Here is an 18,459-nt window from a genome sequence, read left to right on the forward strand (position 1 = left end):
CGCGGGGTGGCCGCCAAGCTTCCTTCCGCACCATCCCTGTCCGGTTTTGTCGCGCCGGCGCTGTTGCGCTGGTACGACACCCATCGCCGCACCCTGCCATGGCGCGCCGGGCCGGGCGGGCGTGCGGATCCCTATCGCGTCTGGCTGTCCGAAGTGATGCTGCAACAGACCACCGTCGCGACGGTCGGGCCGCGCTTCGCCGCCTGGGTCGCGCGCTGGCCCGATTTCGCCAGCCTGGCCAGCGCCGACGAAGCTGACGTCATGGCGGCGTGGGCGGGGCTCGGCTATTACGCCCGGGCGCGCAACCTGGTCGCCTGCGCACGCGCAGTCGTCGCCGAACATGAGGGCGTTTTCCCGCGCACCGAGGCCGAGCTGCGCGCGCTGCCCGGGATCGGCGACTATACCGCCGCCGCGATCGCCGCGATCGCGTTCGACGAGCCCGCAACCGTGGTCGACGCCAATGTCGAGCGCGTCGTCGCGCGGCTGTTCCGACTGGAAGACAAGGCGACGATCCGCCCCGCCGCAGCAACGCTGACGCCGGCCGTCCGCACCGGCGATTTCGCCCAGGCGATGATGGATCTGGGCGCCACGATCTGCACGCCGCGCGTGCCCAAATGCCTGTTGTGCCCGCTGCGCGACGGATGCGCGGCCCATGCGGCGGGCGATCAGGAGCTTTATCCGGTCAAGCCGGCCAAGGCCGCCAAGCCGACGCGGCACGGCACGATCTTCTGGGCGCGCAATGGCGGCGACGTGCTGCTGGTGCGCCGGCCGCCAAAGGGATTGCTCGGCGGCATGCGCGCGCTGCCGACCGGACCGTGGAGCGCCGAGCCGCCTGGCCTGGCCGATGCGCCCGCGCCTGCTGATTGGCGCCTGCTCCCCGCGACGGTCGAGCACGTCTTTACCCATTTCAGATTGCAACTCGTGCTTGCGACCGCGCCGATCGATCGGCATGCAGCGCCGGACGGCGCCATATGGTGGCCGATCGAGTCGCTGGGGGAGGCGGGTCTGCCGACCGTCTTCGCCAAGGCGGCGAGCGCGACGGGAGAGCCTTGATGATCCGCCTGACTCCTTTCCTCACCGCCACCGCGACGATCGCGTTGCTGACCGGCGCCGGCATCGCCCAGACCGCCAGCGTACCGCTGCCCGCACCGGCTGCGGCACCCGCGACCGCCAGCCCGCTGCCCGCCACCCAGGCGCTCTATGATTCCTACGTCGCCACCAACAAGATGCCCGGCATCGTCGGCGCGTTCGGCGCGGGCAACGTCCCGACCATGTTCGTCTCGGCGGGCAAGATCGCGACCGACGCCAATGCCGCGCCGGCCGGCCCCGACAGTTTGTGGCGGGTCTATTCGATGACCAAGCCGATCACCGCGATGGCGGCGATGATCCTGATCGAAGACGGCAAGATGAAGCTCGACGAACCGGTCAGCGACTTCCTGCCCGCGTTCAAGACGATGCGCGTCCAGCTCAACGAGAACACGATCGACAGCCGTCCGGCGGTGCGCCCGATCACGATCCGCAACCTGCTGACGCACACTGCCGGCCTGGGCTACAATATCGTCACCAAGGGGCCGTTGCTCCAGCTCTATATGGACAAGGGTCTCACCCCTGGTCAGGTCAATGCGGCGATGGAGGTCGATGCGCGCAAGACGCGCCCCGCATCGCTCCAGGAATTCGCCGACCGGGTCGCGACCGTCCCGCTAATTGCCGATCCCGGCACCAAATGGAGCTATTCGATCGGGCTCGATTTGATGGGCGCGGTGATCGAGAAAGCGAGCGGGATGCGGTTCGACGCGTTCGTCCAGCAACGCATCTTCGACCCGCTCAAGATGAAGTCGAGCTATTGGTCGGTCCCGGCGAGCGAAGTCGGGCGGCTGTCGACCAATTACGCCTTCCTGCCCGGCGACAAACTCTTCGCGCTCGATCCGGCCGCGACCTCGGCCTATCTGTCCCCGCCCAGCTTCCCTTATGGCGGTGCCGGACTGGTGATGTCGGCGCGTGATTACGACACGTTCCTGCACATGCTGCAAAATTATGGCGAGCTCGACGGCGTCCGCATCATGAAGCCCGAGACGGCGAAGCTCGCCATGTCCAACCTGCTCCCTGCGGGAGTCGAGTTCGGCGGCGTGGCGGGCGCCACCGGCGGCACCTCCGGCCCCAAGATGGGCTTCGGCGCGGGCGGATCGGTGGTGCTGGAGGACAAGGCGAATTCGATGGGCGCGGGCACCTATGGCTGGGGCGGCGCTGCCGGCACCGCGGCCTGGGTCAATCCGGCCAAGAAGATCCGCGGCACGATCATGGTCAATTACTTCCCCGCCGACAAATGGCCGATCCGCGACGAGACGGTGAAGGCGCTGATCAGCGACATGCAGCGTTTCAAGACCAAGTGATTCGCCCAGGTTTTACCGGTAGCCCACTAGATCGGGCCGACCCGCTGCGTCACGATGCCGAGAAACTGGCGGCGGCGATGGGCGACTGGCGCGCCAGGCTGCTCAAGCTCGACAATTTCGAGCCCGACGTGGCCGAGGACGGCACGCTCGGCTGGACCAGCCTGGCCGACGCGCCCGACGATGCCGAACTGGTGCTGCTCGGACTGATCGACGGCAAGCCGCATTTCGCCGCTTACGTGCCGGGCATGCGCGCGCCGGCCGGTCGCTCGCCGAGCCTGTTCCGCGCACTCGACCTGATGCGGCCGGAGGAAGCGGAAACCTATGCCGCGGCGCGCAGCGTGCTCGACTGGCATAGCCGGCATCAATTCTGCCCCAATTGCGGGACGCAGACCGCGATGTTCCGCGCCGGCTGGGGGCGGTTGTGCCCCAATTGCGGCGCCGAGCATTTCCCGCGCACCGATCCGGTGGTAATCATGATCGCCGAACATTCGGGCCGCGCTTTGGTCGGCCGCGGGCCGCAATGGCCGGCAGGGCGCTATTCGGCGCTGGCCGGGTTCATGGAGCCGGGCGAATCGATCGAGGAAGCGGTCGCGCGCGAGATTTTCGAGGAAGCCGGCGTGCGCGTCCGCAACGTGCGCTATATCGCCAGCCAGCCCTGGCCATTCCCCTCGTCGCTGATGATGGCGTGCATCGGCGAGGCCGAGGATGACGTCATCACGATCGATCCGCACGAATTGCAGGACGCGATGTGGGTCAGCCGCGAGGATGTGCGCAAGTCGCTGGCCGGCGACCCGTCCGCGCCGTTCCTGTCGCCCCCGCATTACGCGATCGCGCATACCTTGCTGACGGCGTGGGTGGAGGAGGGGTAGTTCGCCGTCGCCGCTTGAGCGGAGGCGATCCTAGAAATCGACCGCGATGCCCTTCAGCGTCCAGTCACCGTACCGCGTCGGATCCTCGCCCAGCGGATCGTCCTTGGACGGCTCGACCTTTTCCGGTTCGGGCACCGGCGGGCTCGGCGTGAGGTAAACGGGCGGCTTGACGTGCGGCGGGCGGGGCATGGCTGGGTCCACGATTGAACGTGATGATCGACGATCCACATTGGTTCGATCGGCGATCGGTGCAATAGGCGATCGCATCGGAGGGTCCTTGGGCGGTTTTATCGCAGAGATTTTCGGCGGAATCATCCTGGACGGGGTCGTCTGGGGGACCGGCGCGCTCATTCTCAAGGTGATCAATCCGTCCGCAAAGGTCGACGACACGGGAGCAGTCGTCGTTGGCCTGCTCGCTTGGCTCCTCATCATCTTCGCGGTGATCGCTATCGGATATTGGCAATTTGGTTGACCATTCGCTTCCCCCCGGCGTCCCCGCCCGCCAGGCCGCGCTTCGCCTGCTCGATGCTGTGCTTCGCCGCGGCGAGACGATCGACCAGGCAGCACCGCGCGTGCTCTCCAGCCTGAAGGCGGAGAACGACCGCGCGCTTGCCCGCGCGATCGCGGCCGAAGTGCTGCGGCACCTGCTGGATCTAGACGCGCTGATCGATTCGGCGACGCAGCGGCCATTGCCGCATGACGCCAAGGCGCGCTTCGCGCTGCGCATCGCACTCGCCCAGTCGCTACGGCTCGGAACGCCGGGGCATGCGGCGATCTCGACCGTGCTGCCGCTGGTCGATGGCGGGCCGCGCAAATTGGTCCATGGCGTGTTCGGCACGCTCGACCGGCGCAAGGCGACCTTGCCCGAGCCCCCGACTCTACCCGACGCCGTCACCGCGCGCTGGCAAGCGGCCTGGGGCGACGACATGGTGCAGGCCGCGCGACGCGCTATCGCCGAGCCGCCACCCGTCGACCTGACCCTGGGCGGAGAGGAGGGGCCTGAGGGACTCGAGTTGATGCCCGGCCAGCGCCGCTTGCCGCGCGGCACCGCGATCCCCGATTTGCCCGGCTTCTCGGACGGCGATTGGTGGGTGCAGGATCTGTCTGCCGCGATCCCCGCGCGCCTGCTCGGCCCGGGGAAGGGGAGCGCGATCGACGCCTGCGCCGCGCCGGGCGGCAAGACGATGCAGCTCGCCGCCGCAGGCTGGGGCGTCACCGCGATCGACGCGTCGGAAAGTCGTCTGGCACGACTTCGCGATAATCTGGCGCGCACGCATCTGACGGCGGAGATAATCGCCGCCGACGTCGCTTTCTGGTCGCCGCCGGCGCCGGTCGACGCCGTGCTGCTCGATGCGCCGTGCAGCGCGACCGGCATTTTCCGCCGCCATCCCGACGTGCTCCACCGCGTCCACCCGGCGATCATCGAGGAAGCGGCGCATTTGCAGCGCCAGTTGCTGGTCCAGGCGGCAGGTTGGGTGAAAAAGGGCGGCACGCTGGTCTATGCGACTTGCTCGCTCGAGCGCGAGGAAGGCGAGGAGCAGGCCGAGACCTTCCTCGCCGCCAATCCCGATTTCACTATCGATCCGGTCCGCGCTGGCGAGCTTCCCGCTGGAATCGCGCCCAATCCGCGCGGCTGGGTACGCATTCTGCCAGGCGCGTTGGAAGAACAGGGCGGTTGTGACGGCTTCTTCATTGCCCGATTCGCGAGGGCTGGTTAGAGCAGGGCATGTCCCATCCCGTCCGCATTGCCCCGTCGATCCTGAGCGCCGATTTCGCCAAACTGGGCGAGGAAGTCCGCGCGATCGATGCCGCCGGCGCCGACTGGATCCATGTCGATGTAATGGACGGACATTTCGTCCCCAACATCACGATCGGCCCGCAAGTGGTGAAGGCGATCCGCCCGCACACCGCCAAGCCGCTCGACGTCCATCTGATGATCGCGCCGGTCGATCCCTATCTCGACCAGTTCGCTGAAGCCGGCGCCGACACCATCTCGATCCATGTCGAAGCGGGGCCGCATACCCACCGCAGCCTTCGCCATATCCGCAGCCTGGGTAAGCGTGCGGGGGTCGTTCTGACGCCGCAAACCCCGGCCAAGGCGCTCGATTATCTGATCGAGGAAGTCGATCTGGTGCTGGTGATGAGCGTCAATCCCGGCTTTGGCGGGCAGAGCTTCATCCATTCGGCGCTGCGCAAGATCGAAGCCGTGCGCAAGATGATCGACAAGCAGGGGCTCGACGTCGACCTGGAAGTCGATGGCGGGATCGATCGCGAGACCGCGCCTCAGGTGATCGCGGCGGGTGCCGATGCGTTGGTCGCGGGCACGGCCACTTTCCGCGGCGGGCCAAGCGCCTATGCCGCCAATATCGCGGCATTGAGGGGCGGGTGACCGACGAGCGCGCGCCAGACGGCATCGACGAAGGCAAGCGGCTGATCCGCATCGGGAGCAGCGCCGGCCTGTCGCTCGCCGACCGGGTCGCCGAACGCTTCCGCAAGCTTGCCTGGCGCACCCCGCTCCACGCCCTTCGGTTACGCGGCCGCCATCCGCTCAAATTGGTCGCGGTGCCCGAGGATCCGTTCGTCGGCGATCCGCGCCGAGGCAATGCGCTGCTCGACGGACGCCTCGCGGTGCGGGGCGACAGCACCGCGATCGCCGATCTCGATTTCGCCAAGCCCGATTGGTCGAAGCCGCTGGCGCAATACCTCCACAGCTTCGCCTGGCTACGCGACCTGTCGACCGTGGCGACACGGCCGGTCGGCGTGCCGATCGCCGAGACGATCATGCGGCTGTGGCTGGAAGTCCATGCCGACAAGGTCAGCGAACCCGCCTGGACGCCCGAATTGTGGGGCCGGCGCATCCTCCACTGGACCGCGCATGCGCCGCTGATCCTGTCGTCGTCCGATCTGGTCTATCGCAGCAAGGTGCTCAACACGCTGGCGCGCGGCGCCCGCCACCTCGACCGCAGTGCCGACAAGGCGCCCGCCGGGGTCGCGCGGATCGCGGCCTGGTGCGGTGTGATCTGCGCGGGACTGCTGATCCCGGGCGGCGATCCGCGCCGCCAGATCGGCGAGGACGGGCTGGAAAAGGCGATCGAGAGCGCGGTGTACGAGGATGGCGGCGTGATCGCGCGCGCGCCGCTGGCGCAGGTCGACATCATCATGCTGCTGACCGCGTTGCGCGAGGCCTATACCGCACGGCGGCTGGCGCCGCCGGCGACCTTGTCCGCCGCGCTCGGCCGGATGGTTCCCGCGCTACAGGGCGTGTGTCACGGCGATCATGGTCTCTCGAGCTGGCAAGGCGGCGGCCCGATCCGCGGCGAGCGGATCGACGAGATCGTCGCGGCGACGGGGGTGCGCGCGCGGCCGCTGCGCCAGGCGCGCGACTGGGGCTATCAGCGGCTGGCGCAAGCCGAGGCGGTGGTGATCGTCGATGCCGCCCCGCCGCCGGTGTCGCGGCTGGCCGAAGGCGGCTGCGCCTCAACCCTGGCGCTGGAGATGTCCGATGGCGCCGAGCGGCTGATCGTCAATTGCGGCGGCGCGCGCGCGGCGATCGCACAGATTCCGGCGACGCTGTCCGAAGGGTTGCGCACCACCGCGGCGCATTCGACCCTGGTGGTCGGCGACAGCAATTCGACCGCGATCCATGCCGACGGCACCTTGGGCAAGGGCGTCGCCGAGGTCGAACTGGCACGGCAGGAAAGTAACGGCGCCAGCCGGCTGGAAGCGAGCCATGACGGTTATGCCCGGCGGTTCGGCTTCCTCCATCGCCGCCAATTGCTGCTGGCGGGCGACGGCCGCGAGCTGCGCGGCGACGACATGCTGTTGCCGGCCGGACGCAAGCGCAAGGTCGGCACCATCCCGTTCGCGATCCGCTTCCATCTGGGGGCAGGGGTCGAAGCGGCACCGACCGCTGACGGCATGGCGGCATTATTGCGCTTGCCGTCGGGAAGATTGTGGCAATTCCGCTGCCGCGGCGGGTCGCTGACGATCGAGGAGAGTCTGTGGATCGACCCCGACGGGCGACCGGTTTCCACCCAGCAATTGGTGGTCAGCGGCGAAGCGGCGGCGGGCGGCGAGAATATCAGCTGGGCCTTGAAGCGCGCGACCTGATCGGCAATGGGGGCGGCGACTTCTTCCCAGCCCAGTACAGGAATTCGCCATGGCCACCGACATCGTCCCCATCCGGCGGGCGCTGCTGTCCGTTTCGGACAAGACCGGAATCGTCGACCTGGCGACGGGACTCGCGGCCAAGGGCGTCGAACTCGTCTCGACCGGCGGCACCGCCAAGGCGCTGCGCGACGCCGGGCTGGACGTTCGCGACGTATCCGACCTGACCGGTTTTCCCGAGATGATGGACGGGCGAGTCAAGACGCTTCACCCGATGGTCCATGGGGGTTTGCTCGCGGTGCGCGACGATCCCGAGCATGCCAAGGCGATGGACGAGCATGCTATCGGCGCGATCGATCTGGTGGTGGTCAACCTCTATCCGTTCGCGCAGACCGTCGCCAAAGGCGCGAAGCGCGACGAGATCATCGAGAATATCGATATCGGCGGCCCGTCGATGGTGCGGTCGGCAGCGAAGAACCACGCCTTCGTCGCGATCGTCACCGACCCCGCCGATTATGCCTTGCTGGAAAAAGGCGAAACGACCCTGGAGGAGCGCAAGAAGCTCGCCGCCAAGGCGTTCGCCGCCACCGCGACCTATGATTCGATGATCGCGAGCTGGTTTGGATTCGCCGACCAGGGCCAGATGTTCCCCGAGACGCTGCCGCTCGTCCTCAACCAGCCGACCGTGTTGCGCTATGGCGAGAACCCGCACCAGCAGGCCGCCTTTTATCGCCATGCCGGGCCGTCGGCGCGCGGCATCGGCCAGGCGCGTCAGGTGCAGGGCAAGGAACTGAGCTACAACAATCTCAACGACGCCGACGCCGCGCTGCAGTTGGTCGCCGAATTCCGCGACGCCGAGCCGACCTGCGTGATCGTCAAGCACGCCAATCCCTGCGGCGTCGCGACCGCGGCGAGCCTCGAGACTGCTTATGCCGAGGCGTTCGCCTGCGACACGGTGTCGGCGTTCGGCGGGATCATCGCGGTCAACCGGCCGCTCGACGCGGCAACCGCGCGCCAGATCACCGGGATCTTCACCGAAGTGGTGGTCGCGCCCGATGCCGACGAAGAAGCGCTGGCGCTATTCGCGGCGAAGAAGAATCTGCGGCTGCTGCTGACCGGCGAACTGCCCGATCCGGCGCGCGCCGGGCTCGACGCCAAGTCGATCACCGGCGGCTGGCTGATCCAGAGCCGCGACAATGGCCGCGTCACTGCTGCCGATTTGAAGACCGTGACCAAGCGCCAGCCGAGCCCGCAGGAACTCGCCGACTGCCTGTTCGCCTGGACCGTCGCCAAGCACGTCAAGTCGAACGCGATCGTCTACGCCAAGGACGGCGCCACCGCCGGTGTCGGCGCGGGGCAGATGAACCGGCTGGAGTCGGCGCGCATCGCCGCCTGGAAAGCCAAGGACGCCGCCGACAAGGCCGGCTGGGCAACGCCGCGCACGATCGGATCGGCGGTCGCATCGGACGCCTTCTTCCCGTTCGCCGATGGCTTGCTGGCGGCGGTCGAGGCGGGCGCCACCGCGGTGATCCAGCCGGGCGGCTCCATCCGAGACGATGAAGTCATCGCTGCCGCCGACGAGGCCGGACTGGCGATGGTGTTCACGGGCATGCGCCACTTCCGGCACTGATCTTTTTGTTCACGCGGAGGCGCGGAGGCGCGAAGAGTTTTTCGCGCAGAGGCGCAGAGAACGCAGAGATTAAAGTGAGCCTCGCTACGCGAGGCTCTTTATCGGTTCGCAATTAAGCCAATCGGTGCCCCTGAGGGCCAAAACGCCTCTGCGCCCTCTGCGCGAAATCAACCTTGTCTTCTTCGCCCCTCTGCGCCGCCGCGTGAATCAAATCACTCCGGCATTATGTAGGAAATGCACCACGAGATAGATGGAATTCTGGGTTGGATCTTGATCCAAACAGCGCGCGAATCGATTCGCGCACGGACTCGATTCGCGATTTGAGTCAATATAGAAAACGCGTGACACGACTCGGAAAACGGTGTTAGCGTAGCGTCCGCTAACGGAGGGCGGACGTGGCACACGCAATAGAAGTAGAAATCGACCGCAATTTCGCGGCGTTTCAAGGCATGTTGGCCAACCTGCTGCATACCAAAGCCGGGCAATATGCCCTTCTTCGGAATCAGCAATTGGAGGGCGTTTTCCCTTCGGCGGCAGATGCAGAGCGCGCAGGAATGAGCCGGTTCGATGACGAGCTGTATTCGATCCAGCGCGTTACCGATGAGGTTATTGACCTCGGCTTCTATTCGCATGGCTATACTAACCGGTAAGCTTGAGGACGGACGAATCCGGATCAAGGTCGGGATACGTCCGTTTCAGGATTACGGTCCTGTCGATGGTGTATCGTCGGCTCAAATCCTAAATTACCGCGAGTGTAACGCGCTCGTGGACACTGGAGCCCGCCGCACATGCGTCACCGAAAATACTGTGCAGTCGCTCGGACTGAGGCGCAAAGGTCGCGCTGAAGTCTGGAATATCAAGCGACCGGAGATGCATTTCACGTACCTGTTCCACGTGGCAATCTGGCCTGACACGCAGCAGAGCTACCACGCCCCGGTCGCCCCATACGGCATTGGGAGTGAGATCGAAGGTATAGACGTGGGCGACAATCGCTTCTTCGACATCCTGCTGGGCATGGACATCATTTCACAAGGCTCGTTTCACCTCGAAAGGTCGGGCGAGTTTCGTTTCGAGTTTTAGGCCGCCCGCTGCCGCTGCCGGTGCCCAGCCCACTTGCGCGACGCCATCGCAGCTTCACCAACGATTAATGCCTGCGTCCCGTTCGACACGCGATGGTTATCCTCGCGCCACACCATCTCACCAGCGTAGGCGTAAAGACACGGGCGGGAGATATGGCGGAGCGTGCCGACTTCGGCGCGGCGCGGGCGCGAGAAGAAGCTTTCCGCCATGTTGGTGCAGTAGCCGTTGAGCGAATAGGCCTCGCTGTGATTGACCCGGTATATTTCGAACCGACCGTGCAGCGCATCCCAATGGCTGGCTTTATCAGCGTGAACCACGGCGTCAGCCCCGACTGCAGCCTCGACGATAGCAACACCTTCTGCTTCGCTCTTGCCAACGAACGTCAGCATGTCGCCGCTACGCTCCCGGACGACAACGACTGACTGGCGCCTGCCCGACTGGCTGATTTTCAAGCGGCGATCGACGCGATCGGTCTTGGTCAAGCGGCTGCCGAAAGTCGAGTTGGCCCTAAAGGGTATGACCTATGCCGATCCAGTCGGGAGGCCAGCGGATATCGGCGTCGTAGACTCGGAGCCGAATATCAGGAACAAGATTAGCCGGGGCAAATTCACAGCGGTGTTTTCGATTCAATGCCTAGAAGCTATTGGGGCATCATCCTTGCGATTGTCGTCGGACTAGGCCTCTTAGCTTCCGCTGGCGGTTACTATGTTATCGAGCAGTCCGCTCATCCCAAATACGCCGAAGATAGCTATCAGCCCGCCCGCGACGCGAGCCTCCCAAAACCTGCGATAGCGGGTCAGCTTAAAGCCCAAGAATACGACCCACATTGCAAGCGACCGAACACCGCCACCGATGGCGATCTGTGTGCCCAATGGAGCGCGGTTAAAGCGGTCGATGAGAGTAATCGGCTAACGCGCCTCAATATCCTTATCGCCTACGTTCTCGGCGCGCTCGGTGTCGTTGCTACTGGTATAGGCGCCATTCTCGTTTTCCGTAGTTTGCAGCAGACCGATGCCGCGCTTAGCCTCGCCCGCGACAGCTCGAAACAAGAGCTGAGGGCCTACGTCGATTTCGACGACACCTATTTTATCTTTGATGGACATGATGAGCGAAAGCCAATCAACATTCCGCTGGGCATCGCTATCACGCTGAAGAACTTCGGCAACACGCCCGCCAACAAGGTGGTCTTTAAGATCGATGTCACATTCGAACTTGGTGGACACCCGCTGCCCACCGAACATTTCGAACAAGATTGGTCTTTCCTATCCCCGAACGCGCCTATGACCGCCCGCGCATCGTTCAAAATGGACGCCACGGTTTGGGATATGTTCGGGTCTAAACAGGGCAGCATTACCTGCCCGGTCGCTGTTTCTTATGAGGATGCGTTTGAGGGGAAGCACGAACTGACCGTAACCCTCCAGTCTGACGGACGTGCGCTGCGGTTCCTTCCGGGCACTCGCGCCACGACATGACGCCCGCGCGTTCGCTGCACTGCTAACGATGACAAGCATCAGCGCCAAGCATAGCAGATGCCTACGCGTTGGTGCATTTGCTACATAACGCAGAATCACTCGGCCTGCAGCAGGAACCCCAGTTCAGGATCCGCCAACCCGCTAGCCCGCCGCGCTGCCCGGCGCGCAAAGGCGAGGGTGCACTTCTTGCGCCCAGGCGCCGTCAACGGATGGGTGGCCGCTTCGCGCAGGATCGCGGCGTCGTAGCGGTCGGCGATGATCACGCCCGAGCGTTCGGGGAGGAAAGCATCGCCGTGGAGCGGGCCATGGTCGAAGCCATCGGGCACTGCCCAGAAGAAGCGGTCGCAATGGTCGAGATAGTCGAACCATTTGCCGTCGCCGAGCAGATCGGCACGCGACACCTTGATCTCGACGATGACGATTTGCCCACGCGAATCGATCGCCATGATGTCGGCACGGCGTCCGCCATCGAGCGGGACTTCGGTCATCGCCGCGAGATCGTGGCGCGCGAGCATGCGAATGACGCCGCGCGCGACATCAGCCGCGCACAGCGCCTCGGTTCCATTGGGCGGACAACGGGGAGACGCGTCAAGCATCTCCCCGCTTTAGAACATCACCGGAACATCGGGAAGACCCGATGACGATTTTTACCGGAAGAAGACGTGGTTGCCGATGGTGGCGACGCGGGGTCGGCCCCAGCCGGGGGAAACACGACGCGCGTGGAAATAGAGCGCGCCCGGCGTCGGATTATCCCATTCCTTGTCCATCGCGACCTGCGCGATGGCCATCGCGGTGCGATATTGCGCGGCCGAGCGAATCGCCGGGATCGTGCCGCCACGGATGAACGAGAATTGCCCCGGCTGCTTGACCACACCGCAGATCGTGCGCGGGAATCGGCCCGAATTGGTGCGGTTGATGATGACGTTGGCGACCGCGAGCTGGCCCGACAGCGGCTCGCCCTTGGATTCGAAATAAACCGCGCCGGCAAGGCACGACAGCTCAGAATCGGCGTCGTCAGAGAAATCCTGGCCAGCGACCGCAGCGGCCAGGCTGGCGAATTGCAGCCCCGGCGCGGGCGCCGGCGCCGCCGAACGGACCTCGTCGGAGGAGGTCGGCGCACTGTCACCCGGATCGATCGATGGAACCGGCTTGGGGACTGATGGGTTGATGGCGGTAGTGGTAGCCGTGGTGGCCATTGCCGGGATCAGCGTAGCGTCGCGATCCGCTCCCAGGGCCTTGCTCGAGACGGTGAGGCCGCCGAGCGTGGTTAGTGCAAGGAACGTCGCCGCGAGGTTCGCGGCGCGAGAGGAAAACAGCATTTAGACTTGCTAAAGTGCGGTTGGGGCGCGGACTCGATCGCAAGGAAAAGGATCGCCCGGACCACCACCCGACTGCGTAACCGTTAGGGATCGCACCCCGTCGCGGCACAACGCGGATAATTGGTGAATAATCCCTTGAATTGTGCAGCGCAGCAAGTCAATCGCCGACCAGGGTTTCAGCGGCGAACCGTTCCGCCTGCGGGATATCCAGTTCCACTACCCAGAGATCGGGATCGTTTCGGCGCCGTTTCGCCCAATAGTCGGTCAGCGCCTGCGCATCGCCCTCGGGGCCGACCGCGATCAACTCGACATCGCCGCTCGGACCGATCCCACGTTCCCACAGCCGGGCATTCTGGCCGCGATCCTGCGCCACCACGAGTACGGCACCGGCGGTCGCGTCGCCCTTGGCCAGGACGGTGGCGAAACCGCCCGCCTGGTTCGCGCGGCGGACCAGCGCATTGACCAGCGCGCCGGTCGCCAGCCGTGCGCTCACGCCGAACGGTAACCGGGCAAGCCGGCCAGCGCGATCGACGAGCGCATGAACGTGCCGGTGCCGCGCGCGACTTCTTCGCCCTGCTCGTCGATCAGCCGCGCTTCGCCGACGAAAACGCGGCGCTGGCCGCTGACCCATTTGCCCTCGGCGATCACCGGTCCGGCCTTTAACGGCCGGGTGAACAGCAGGTTGAACGCGGTGGTCAGCAGGAAACGATCGGAGACCAGGCTGTTGCAGGCATAGAAAGCGGCGTCGTCGAGCATCTTGAAATAGCTCGTGCCGTGCACCGCGCCGCCGGCATGATAATAGCGCTCGTCGATCTCGAAATGGATCCGCGCAATGCCGCTTTCGGGGATTTCCAGCCGCGATTTGAACAATTGGTTGATCGGCGCCGCTGCGTAGAGCGATTCGAGCGCGCGGAAATGCGCTTGGGCACCCGAATCCGCGCCGCCCGATTCAGGCGGCATCCCTGGCCTCGTCCTGGGTCAGCAGGAAATAGAGCGCGTCCTTCGACCCGGCGCCGCGCAATTTGGCGACGAACGCGGCGTCGCGCAGCAACCGCGATACCCGCGCCAGCGCCTTGAGGTGCGCGGCGCCGGCATCGGGCGGCGAAAACAACGCGAACACCAGATCGACCGGCAGATCGTCGACCGCGGCGAAATCGATCGGCCGCGCGAGCTCGACGAACACGCCATGGATCGCCTCGATCCCCTCGATCCGCGCGTGCGGGATGGCGATGCCGCCGCCGAATCCGGTCGAACCGAGTTTCTCGCGCTGGGCGAGTCCCTCGGCCGCGGCCTTGGCGTCGATGCCATAGGCCGTCGCGGCGAGCGCGCCGAGCTGTTGGAACAGCGTCTTCTTGCTCGCCGCCGCCAGCCCCTCGGCAACCGCTTCGGGCCGGACCAGGTCCGACAGGTCGATCATATCGCGCTCTCTTCCGGCTTCTGGCGTTAGCTGGCGCGCTGCGGCTCTACCCAGCCGATCGTGCCGTCGCCGCGGCGATAGACCATGTTGTACGACCCCGTCCCGCTATTCTTGAACATCAGCGCCTGGGTGTTGCGCAGATCGAGCATCATCACCGCGTCGGATACCGATGCCTCGGGCACGTCGACCCGGGTTTCGGCGATGATCAGCGGCGAATCACCGGCTTCGTCCTCGTCGGTCGAATCCTGGAACAGGGTATAGCCGGCATTGGCGGCGGGTTCGGCCTCGCCGTTGACGATCGTCCCGGCCGCCTTGCGATCCTTCAGCCGGCGCATGTAGCGGCGCAGTTGCTTCTCGATCTTGTCGGCCGATCCATCGAACGCGCCGTGCGCATCGTTGCCGTCATTGCTGGCCTTGAGCACCAGGCCATGCATGACGTGCGCGACGACATCGCATTTGAATCGATTGTCGTGCGGGCCTTTCCCGAAAGTCACCTGAGCAGAGATGGCGCGCGAGAAATATTTGTCCGCAATACCCTGGAGGCGATCCTGGACATGGCCCTTCAGCGCTTCGCCCGTTTCAACCTGATGTCCCGAGACACGGATATCCATTTTCTCTTCTCCATTCTTGGCGACGGTGGCGCATTCGCCTTGTCCCTCGCAACGCGCGTCAACCGGACGCCTCGGCCCCCCATAAAGGGTTTTTGAGCGTCGCCACGAACCCGGCGTGGCGCGCCAGTTCCTCCGCGCTCGGCTCGAATACGCGCATCGGCCGTGGTTGGGCGGTACGCGGATCGATGTCGATCACGGAGATTTCGATTGTTTCCTCGACTTCGCTGACCAGGGTCAGGCCGATCTGGCGGCCGCCGGTCAGCTCGATATAGACTTGCGACAGCAATTGCGCATCGAGCAATGCGCCGTGGAGCACGCGGTGGCTGCGGTCGATGCCGTAGCGCGTGCAAAGCGCGTCGAGCGAATGTTTGGCGCCGGGGTGGCGCTGGCGCGCCATCGCCACGGTGTCGATCATGCGGTCGAGCGAGATGATCTCGCGGCCGATCTTGCCGAGCTCGCCGTTCAAGAAGCCGAAATCGAAGCTGGCATTGTGCGCGACCAGCCGCGAATCGCCGAGGAACTCGAGCAGCTCGTCGACCTTTTCGTGGAAGCGCGGCTTGTCGGACAGGAAGACGTCGGACAGCCCGTGGACGCGGAACGCCTCGACCGGCATCGGGCGTTCGGGATTGAAATACAGGTGGAAACTGCGTCCGGTCTCGACACGATTGATCATCTCGATACAGCCGATCTCGACCATACGGTCGCCCCCGCTGAAGGAGAGGCCGGTGGTTTCGGTGTCGAAGACGATTTCGCGCATTTGTCCTTTTATCGGTCTTGGCTGGCACGGACGCAAGCTATCACCCTACGCACGGCGGTACGGGTTTGATCCATCGGGCAATCGGTCGCGATAACATGGTCCGCGCGCGCTCTTTTTTCGGCATCGGGGGTCTGGCGAGCGAGAATTTCGGCGAGTCGTTCGCGAGTCATGCCGGGTCGCGCCAGGACGCGCGCCTGTTGGGTTGCGGCGTCGGCGGACACCACGACGACGACATCGACATTGCGGTCGCCGCCGGTCTCGAACAGCAAGGGAATGTCGAACACGACCATGTCGTCGTCGCCATGCTGTGCCAGAAACGCGGCGCGCTCCTCACCGACCGCGGGATGGACGATCGCCTCGAGCCGCTCGATTGCCGCATCGTCGCCGAACACGCGGGCGCCGAGTTCGGCGCGATCGACGCCATCGGGACCGGTCGTACCGGGGAAAGCCGCCTCGATCGCCGGCAGCAGCCGGCCGCCCGGTCCCTGAAGCCGGCGCACCGTCGCATCGGCATCGAAGACCGCAATCCCTTCATCGGCGAACATCTGCGCCACCGCCGATTTGCCCATCCCGATCGAGCCGGTAAGGCCGATTGTCTTCATGACGTCAGCAACGCCCTCAGCTCGTCGTCGCGATCGCGCGGGGGTTCGGCGCCGAACAGCAGTTCGAAGGCCAAAGCGGCCTGGCCGATCAGCATGTCGAGCCCGTCGACCGTATCGAGGTCGCGCGCCCGCGCCGCCTTGAGCAGCCCGGTTTCGAGCGGCGCATAAACCACGTCATAGACCACCGCATCGTCGGGCAATGGCGCCAGATCGAGGTCGAGCGGCGGTTGCCCCGCCATGCCGAGCGAGGTCGCATTGACCAGCAAGGCGGCCGGCGGCAGCGGCGCGTCGAGCTTGAGCGCATCGCCCTTGAGCCCGAAGCTGGCGAGCAACGCGGCGCCTTTGAGCGGATTGCGGTTGAGCAACGTGACTCGCCCCACCCCCACGCGAGACAGCGCGAACAGGATCGCACGCGCCGCGCCCCCGGCGCCGACAACCACGATCGGCTGGCCAGCGAGGTCTAGGCCAGAGATCGGCGCGTAGAATCCGGCGGCGTCGGTATTGGTCCCGACCAAAGCGCCCTCCGAGCGGAACGCCAGATTGATCGCGCCGATCGACTCCTTCACCCCGCCGCGATCCTCGACAAAGGCGAGCGCGCTCTCCTTGTGCGGGATGGTGATGTTGCAGCCGAGCCAGTCGGGGTCGGTGGTGCGCGCGGCGAAATAGTCGGCCAGCCCCTCGGGCGTGACGCGGGTGGCGCGATAGTCGCCGTCGAGACCGAGCGCCTTCAACCAGAAGCCGTGGATCAGCGGCGATTTGGAATGGCTGATCGGGTCGCCGATCACTTCGGCGTATTTCATGACGTCATTTCCCCCCGCGTGCGCAGATAATCGAGCACCGGAAGCAACGGCATGCCGAGCACGGTGAAATGGCTGCCCTCGATCCGGCCGAACAATTGCACGCCAGGACCTTCGATGCGGAAACAGCCGACACAGCCGGCGATCGCCGGCCATTCGAGATCGAGATAGGCCCGGATGAACGCTTCCGACAACGGACGCACGAACAGCCGCGCGCGGTCGACGTGACGCCAGACCGGCCGGCCCTGTTCGGCGATCACCGCCGCGCTCCACAAGGCATGCTCGCCATTGGACATGGCGCGGAGGTGATCGCCGGCCTGGTCGCGCGTCAGCGGCTTGTCGAGCAATCGACCGTCGGCGAGGGCGACGATCGAGTCGCTGCCGAGGACCAGCGCCGTTGGATACGCCTGCGACACCTTCAACGCCTTCAGCTCGGCGAGCGCGTCGGCGATGTCGCGCGCCGGCTGTCCCGCCATTGCCGCCTTGACGCCATCTTCGTCGACCCGCGCGGGTTCGGCGATGTACGTCACGCCGGCGGCATCGAGCATCGCCCGCCGGGAAGCGCTTTGTGAAGCGAGGATCAGCGTCATTCGTCACCAGCCTGGTCGTTGATCAACGCGACAATTGCCGCCGCGGTCTCCTCGATCGAGCGCCGCGTGACGTCGATCACCGGCCAGCCATTATCGGCGAACATCCTCCGGGCGAAGGCGACTTCTCGGGTCACGGCTTCCTGATCGACATAAGCGGTTTCCGGGGATTGGTTGAGCGATAGCAGGCGGTTGCGCCGCACCTGGATCAGGCGGTCGGCGCTGGTGGTCAGGCCGACGACGATCGGATTTTTGAGCTCGAACAGTTTGGCCGGCGGCGGGCTTTCCGGGACGATCGGGATATTGGCCGTCTTGTAGCCGCGATTGGCGAGGTAGATCGAGGTTGGGGTCTTCGACGTGCGCGACACGCCGGCAAGGACGATATCGGCCTCTTCCCAATTCTCCCAGCCGATGCCGTCATCATGCGCGATGGTGAACTGGATCGCATCGACCCGCGCGAAATAAGCGGCGTCAAGCACGTGCTGGCGGCCGGGACGCGCCTTGGCCTGCTGGCCGAGCAAATTGGACAAAGCATCATTCACCGGATCGAGCGGCGCCACCGCGGGCAGGCCCAATGCGCGGCATCGCGTCTCCAGCGCACGGCGCATCTCGCCCGACACCAAGGTGAACAGCACCAGCCCGGGATTGTGCGCGATCTCCTGCAGGATGCGCTCGAGATGCGCCTCACTTCGGACCATCGGCCAGAAATGCCGGATCGTCTCGACATCGTCATATTGCGCCAGCGCCGCCTTGGCGATGTTCTCCAGCGTCTCGCCGGTGGAATCGGACAGGAGGTGCAAATGGAGCCGCATTTTTCAGCG

The 18,459-nt window shown here is 65.4% G+C and carries 25 protein-coding genes; 12 read left to right on the forward strand and 13 right to left on the reverse strand.

What is annotated here, in order from left to right; genetic code table 11:
- Nucleotides 1–60 precede the first annotated feature (60 nt).
- From AC1DQQ_RS10950 to nudC, 3 genes are read left to right on the forward strand one after another with little or no spacing between them, the layout of a single operon-like run.
- Complete coding sequence (locus AC1DQQ_RS10950) at nt 61–1,053, forward strand: A/G-specific adenine glycosylase (protein ID WP_478041552.1); 993 nt, start codon at nt 61–63, stop codon at nt 1,051–1,053.
- Nucleotides 1,053–2,390, forward strand: a complete 1,338-nt coding sequence (locus AC1DQQ_RS10955; protein WP_478045173.1) for a serine hydrolase domain-containing protein — start codon at nt 1,053–1,055, stop codon at nt 2,388–2,390. The genes AC1DQQ_RS10950 and AC1DQQ_RS10955 overlap by 1 nt, the downstream gene beginning before the upstream one ends.
- Entirely contained in the window at nt 2,387–3,259 is an 873-nt protein-coding gene (nudC, locus tag AC1DQQ_RS10960; protein ID WP_478045174.1) for an NAD(+) diphosphatase, read from the forward strand. The genes AC1DQQ_RS10955 and nudC overlap by 4 nt, the downstream gene beginning before the upstream one ends.
- Before the next feature lie 30 nt (nt 3,260–3,289).
- Here nudC and AC1DQQ_RS10965 read toward each other — a convergent pair whose 3' ends face one another.
- Nucleotides 3,290–3,448 (reverse strand): DUF1674 domain-containing protein, encoded by a 159-nt coding sequence (locus AC1DQQ_RS10965; RefSeq protein ID WP_478041448.1) that lies wholly within the window; start codon nt 3,446–3,448, stop codon nt 3,290–3,292.
- Between the two features lie 88 nt (nt 3,449–3,536).
- On the opposite strand from AC1DQQ_RS10965, the gene AC1DQQ_RS10970 reads away from it, so the two are divergent.
- The 7 genes from AC1DQQ_RS10970 to AC1DQQ_RS11000 all read left to right on the forward strand — a co-directional run bounded on the left by AC1DQQ_RS10970 (nt 3,537) and on the right by AC1DQQ_RS11000 (nt 10,076).
- A complete protein-coding gene (locus AC1DQQ_RS10970) occupies nt 3,537–3,731 on the forward strand; it encodes a hypothetical protein (protein ID WP_478041447.1) in 195 nt (64 codons plus the stop codon).
- Nucleotides 3,724–4,977, forward strand: coding sequence for an RsmB/NOP family class I SAM-dependent RNA methyltransferase (locus AC1DQQ_RS10975; protein WP_478041446.1), 1,254 nt, complete (start codon nt 3,724–3,726; stop codon nt 4,975–4,977). The genes AC1DQQ_RS10970 and AC1DQQ_RS10975 overlap by 8 nt, the downstream gene beginning before the upstream one ends.
- A gap of 8 nt (nt 4,978–4,985) precedes the next feature.
- Nucleotides 4,986–5,648 (forward strand): ribulose-phosphate 3-epimerase, encoded by a 663-nt coding sequence (gene rpe / locus AC1DQQ_RS10980; protein ID WP_478031259.1) that lies wholly within the window; start codon nt 4,986–4,988, stop codon nt 5,646–5,648.
- A complete protein-coding gene (locus AC1DQQ_RS10985) occupies nt 5,645–7,369 on the forward strand; it encodes a heparinase II/III family protein (RefSeq protein WP_478045175.1) in 1,725 nt (574 codons plus the stop codon). The genes rpe and AC1DQQ_RS10985 overlap by 4 nt, the downstream gene beginning before the upstream one ends.
- 49 nt (nt 7,370–7,418) lie before the next feature.
- On the forward strand, nt 7,419–8,996 hold the full coding sequence (gene purH, locus AC1DQQ_RS10990) for a bifunctional phosphoribosylaminoimidazolecarboxamide formyltransferase/IMP cyclohydrolase (protein WP_478045176.1): 1,578 nt from the start codon (nt 7,419–7,421) through the stop codon (nt 8,994–8,996).
- A gap of 395 nt (nt 8,997–9,391) precedes the next feature.
- Entirely contained in the window at nt 9,392–9,646 is a 255-nt protein-coding gene (locus tag AC1DQQ_RS10995; RefSeq protein WP_478045177.1) for a hypothetical protein, read from the forward strand.
- 220 nt (nt 9,647–9,866) lie between these two features.
- Nucleotides 9,867–10,076: a hypothetical protein gene (locus tag AC1DQQ_RS11000; protein WP_478045178.1), complete on the forward strand. Its 210-nt coding sequence runs from the start codon at nt 9,867–9,869 to the stop codon at nt 10,074–10,076.
- Here the strand turns inward: AC1DQQ_RS11000 and AC1DQQ_RS11005 are convergent.
- Nucleotides 10,073–10,558: a transposase gene (locus AC1DQQ_RS11005; RefSeq protein ID WP_478045179.1), complete on the reverse strand. Its 486-nt coding sequence runs from the start codon at nt 10,556–10,558 to the stop codon at nt 10,073–10,075. The two genes, AC1DQQ_RS11000 and AC1DQQ_RS11005, sit on opposite strands and share 4 nt — an antisense overlap.
- A 34-nt stretch (nt 10,559–10,592) precedes the next feature.
- Between AC1DQQ_RS11005 and AC1DQQ_RS11010 the strand changes: the two genes are divergently transcribed.
- On the forward strand, nt 10,593–10,754 hold the full coding sequence (locus AC1DQQ_RS11010; RefSeq protein WP_478045284.1) for a DUF6471 domain-containing protein: 162 nt from the start codon (nt 10,593–10,595) through the stop codon (nt 10,752–10,754).
- Complete coding sequence (locus AC1DQQ_RS11015) at nt 10,706–11,548, forward strand: hypothetical protein (RefSeq protein WP_478045180.1); 843 nt, start codon at nt 10,706–10,708, stop codon at nt 11,546–11,548. The genes AC1DQQ_RS11010 and AC1DQQ_RS11015 overlap by 49 nt, the downstream gene beginning before the upstream one ends.
- A 95-nt stretch (nt 11,549–11,643) precedes the next feature.
- Here AC1DQQ_RS11015 and AC1DQQ_RS11020 read toward each other — a convergent pair whose 3' ends face one another.
- The 11 genes from AC1DQQ_RS11020 to AC1DQQ_RS11070 all read right to left on the reverse strand — a co-directional run bounded on the left by AC1DQQ_RS11020 (nt 11,644) and on the right by AC1DQQ_RS11070 (nt 18,450).
- Nucleotides 11,644–12,144 carry an MmcB family DNA repair protein gene (locus AC1DQQ_RS11020; protein ID WP_478045181.1) on the reverse strand — a complete coding sequence of 167 codons (501 nt, stop codon included), beginning with the start codon at nt 12,142–12,144 and terminating at the stop codon, nt 11,644–11,646.
- A 51-nt stretch (nt 12,145–12,195) separates the two neighbouring features.
- A complete protein-coding gene (locus AC1DQQ_RS11025; RefSeq protein ID WP_478045182.1) occupies nt 12,196–12,867 on the reverse strand; it encodes a cell wall hydrolase in 672 nt (223 codons plus the stop codon).
- Nucleotides 12,868–13,024: 157 nt separating this feature from the next.
- Nucleotides 13,025–13,360, reverse strand: coding sequence for a DUF1491 family protein (locus AC1DQQ_RS11030; protein ID WP_478041440.1), 336 nt, complete (start codon nt 13,358–13,360; stop codon nt 13,025–13,027).
- On the reverse strand, nt 13,357–13,827 hold the full coding sequence (locus AC1DQQ_RS11035; RefSeq protein WP_478041439.1) for a PaaI family thioesterase: 471 nt from the start codon (nt 13,825–13,827) through the stop codon (nt 13,357–13,359). Before AC1DQQ_RS11035 ends, AC1DQQ_RS11030 begins: the two co-directional genes overlap by 4 nt.
- Complete coding sequence (locus tag AC1DQQ_RS11040) at nt 13,817–14,284, reverse strand: PTS sugar transporter subunit IIA (RefSeq protein WP_478031270.1); 468 nt, start codon at nt 14,282–14,284, stop codon at nt 13,817–13,819. The genes AC1DQQ_RS11035 and AC1DQQ_RS11040 overlap by 11 nt, the downstream gene beginning before the upstream one ends.
- Before the next feature lie 26 nt (nt 14,285–14,310).
- Complete coding sequence (gene hpf, locus AC1DQQ_RS11045) at nt 14,311–14,895, reverse strand: ribosome hibernation-promoting factor, HPF/YfiA family (RefSeq protein ID WP_478031272.1); 585 nt, start codon at nt 14,893–14,895, stop codon at nt 14,311–14,313.
- Between the two features lie 58 nt (nt 14,896–14,953).
- Entirely contained in the window at nt 14,954–15,652 is a 699-nt protein-coding gene (gene dnaQ / locus AC1DQQ_RS11050) for a DNA polymerase III subunit epsilon (RefSeq protein WP_478031274.1), read from the reverse strand.
- An 8-nt stretch (nt 15,653–15,660) separates the two neighbouring features.
- The gene (coaE, locus tag AC1DQQ_RS11055) at nt 15,661–16,254 is read right to left on the reverse strand and encodes a dephospho-CoA kinase (RefSeq protein WP_478031276.1); all 594 of its coding nucleotides are present in this window, start codon (nt 16,252–16,254) and stop codon (nt 15,661–15,663) included.
- A complete protein-coding gene (locus AC1DQQ_RS11060) occupies nt 16,251–17,054 on the reverse strand; it encodes a shikimate dehydrogenase family protein (protein WP_478045183.1) in 804 nt (267 codons plus the stop codon). Before AC1DQQ_RS11060 ends, coaE begins: the two co-directional genes overlap by 4 nt.
- Nucleotides 17,051–17,641: a Maf family protein gene (locus tag AC1DQQ_RS11065; RefSeq protein WP_478045184.1), complete on the reverse strand. Its 591-nt coding sequence runs from the start codon at nt 17,639–17,641 to the stop codon at nt 17,051–17,053. Before AC1DQQ_RS11065 ends, AC1DQQ_RS11060 begins: the two co-directional genes overlap by 4 nt.
- Entirely contained in the window at nt 17,638–18,450 is an 813-nt protein-coding gene (locus AC1DQQ_RS11070; protein WP_478031282.1) for a pyruvate, water dikinase regulatory protein, read from the reverse strand. The genes AC1DQQ_RS11065 and AC1DQQ_RS11070 overlap by 4 nt, the downstream gene beginning before the upstream one ends.
- Nucleotides 18,451–18,459 lie beyond the last annotated feature (9 nt).

The organism is Sphingomonas sp. P4_G3 (assembly GCF_056401105.1).

Excerpts from the sequence above, each read along its gene's own strand:
- AC1DQQ_RS10955 (WP_478045173.1), top strand. The coding sequence starts at position 1,053 with ATGATCCGCCTGACTCCTTTCCTCACCGCCACCGCGACGATCGCGTTG.
- AC1DQQ_RS10965 (WP_478041448.1), bottom strand. The coding sequence starts at position 3,448 with ATGCCCCGCCCGCCGCACGTCAAGCCGCCCGTTTACCTCACGCCGAGC.
- rpe (WP_478031259.1), top strand. The coding sequence starts at position 4,986 with ATGTCCCATCCCGTCCGCATTGCCCCGTCGATCCTGAGCGCCGATTTC.
- purH (WP_478045176.1), top strand. The coding sequence starts at position 7,419 with ATGGCCACCGACATCGTCCCCATCCGGCGGGCGCTGCTGTCCGTTTCG.
- AC1DQQ_RS11000 (WP_478045178.1), top strand. The coding sequence starts at position 9,867 with ATGCATTTCACGTACCTGTTCCACGTGGCAATCTGGCCTGACACGCAG.
- AC1DQQ_RS11010 (WP_478045284.1), top strand. The coding sequence starts at position 10,593 with ATGACCTATGCCGATCCAGTCGGGAGGCCAGCGGATATCGGCGTCGTA.
- AC1DQQ_RS11015 (WP_478045180.1), top strand. The coding sequence starts at position 10,706 with ATGCCTAGAAGCTATTGGGGCATCATCCTTGCGATTGTCGTCGGACTA.
- AC1DQQ_RS11020 (WP_478045181.1), bottom strand. The coding sequence starts at position 12,144 with ATGCTTGACGCGTCTCCCCGTTGTCCGCCCAATGGAACCGAGGCGCTG.
- AC1DQQ_RS11025 (WP_478045182.1), bottom strand. The coding sequence starts at position 12,867 with ATGCTGTTTTCCTCTCGCGCCGCGAACCTCGCGGCGACGTTCCTTGCA.
- AC1DQQ_RS11035 (WP_478041439.1), bottom strand. The coding sequence starts at position 13,827 with ATGCCGCCTGAATCGGGCGGCGCGGATTCGGGTGCCCAAGCGCATTTC.
- AC1DQQ_RS11040 (WP_478031270.1), bottom strand. The coding sequence starts at position 14,284 with ATGATCGACCTGTCGGACCTGGTCCGGCCCGAAGCGGTTGCCGAGGGG.
- hpf (WP_478031272.1), bottom strand. The coding sequence starts at position 14,895 with ATGGATATCCGTGTCTCGGGACATCAGGTTGAAACGGGCGAAGCGCTG.
- dnaQ (WP_478031274.1), bottom strand. The coding sequence starts at position 15,652 with ATGCGCGAAATCGTCTTCGACACCGAAACCACCGGCCTCTCCTTCAGC.
- coaE (WP_478031276.1), bottom strand. The coding sequence starts at position 16,254 with ATGAAGACAATCGGCCTTACCGGCTCGATCGGGATGGGCAAATCGGCG.
- AC1DQQ_RS11060 (WP_478045183.1), bottom strand. The coding sequence starts at position 17,054 with ATGAAATACGCCGAAGTGATCGGCGACCCGATCAGCCATTCCAAATCG.
- AC1DQQ_RS11065 (WP_478045184.1), bottom strand. The coding sequence starts at position 17,641 with ATGACGCTGATCCTCGCTTCACAAAGCGCTTCCCGGCGGGCGATGCTC.
- AC1DQQ_RS11070 (WP_478031282.1), bottom strand. The coding sequence starts at position 18,450 with ATGCGGCTCCATTTGCACCTCCTGTCCGATTCCACCGGCGAGACGCTG.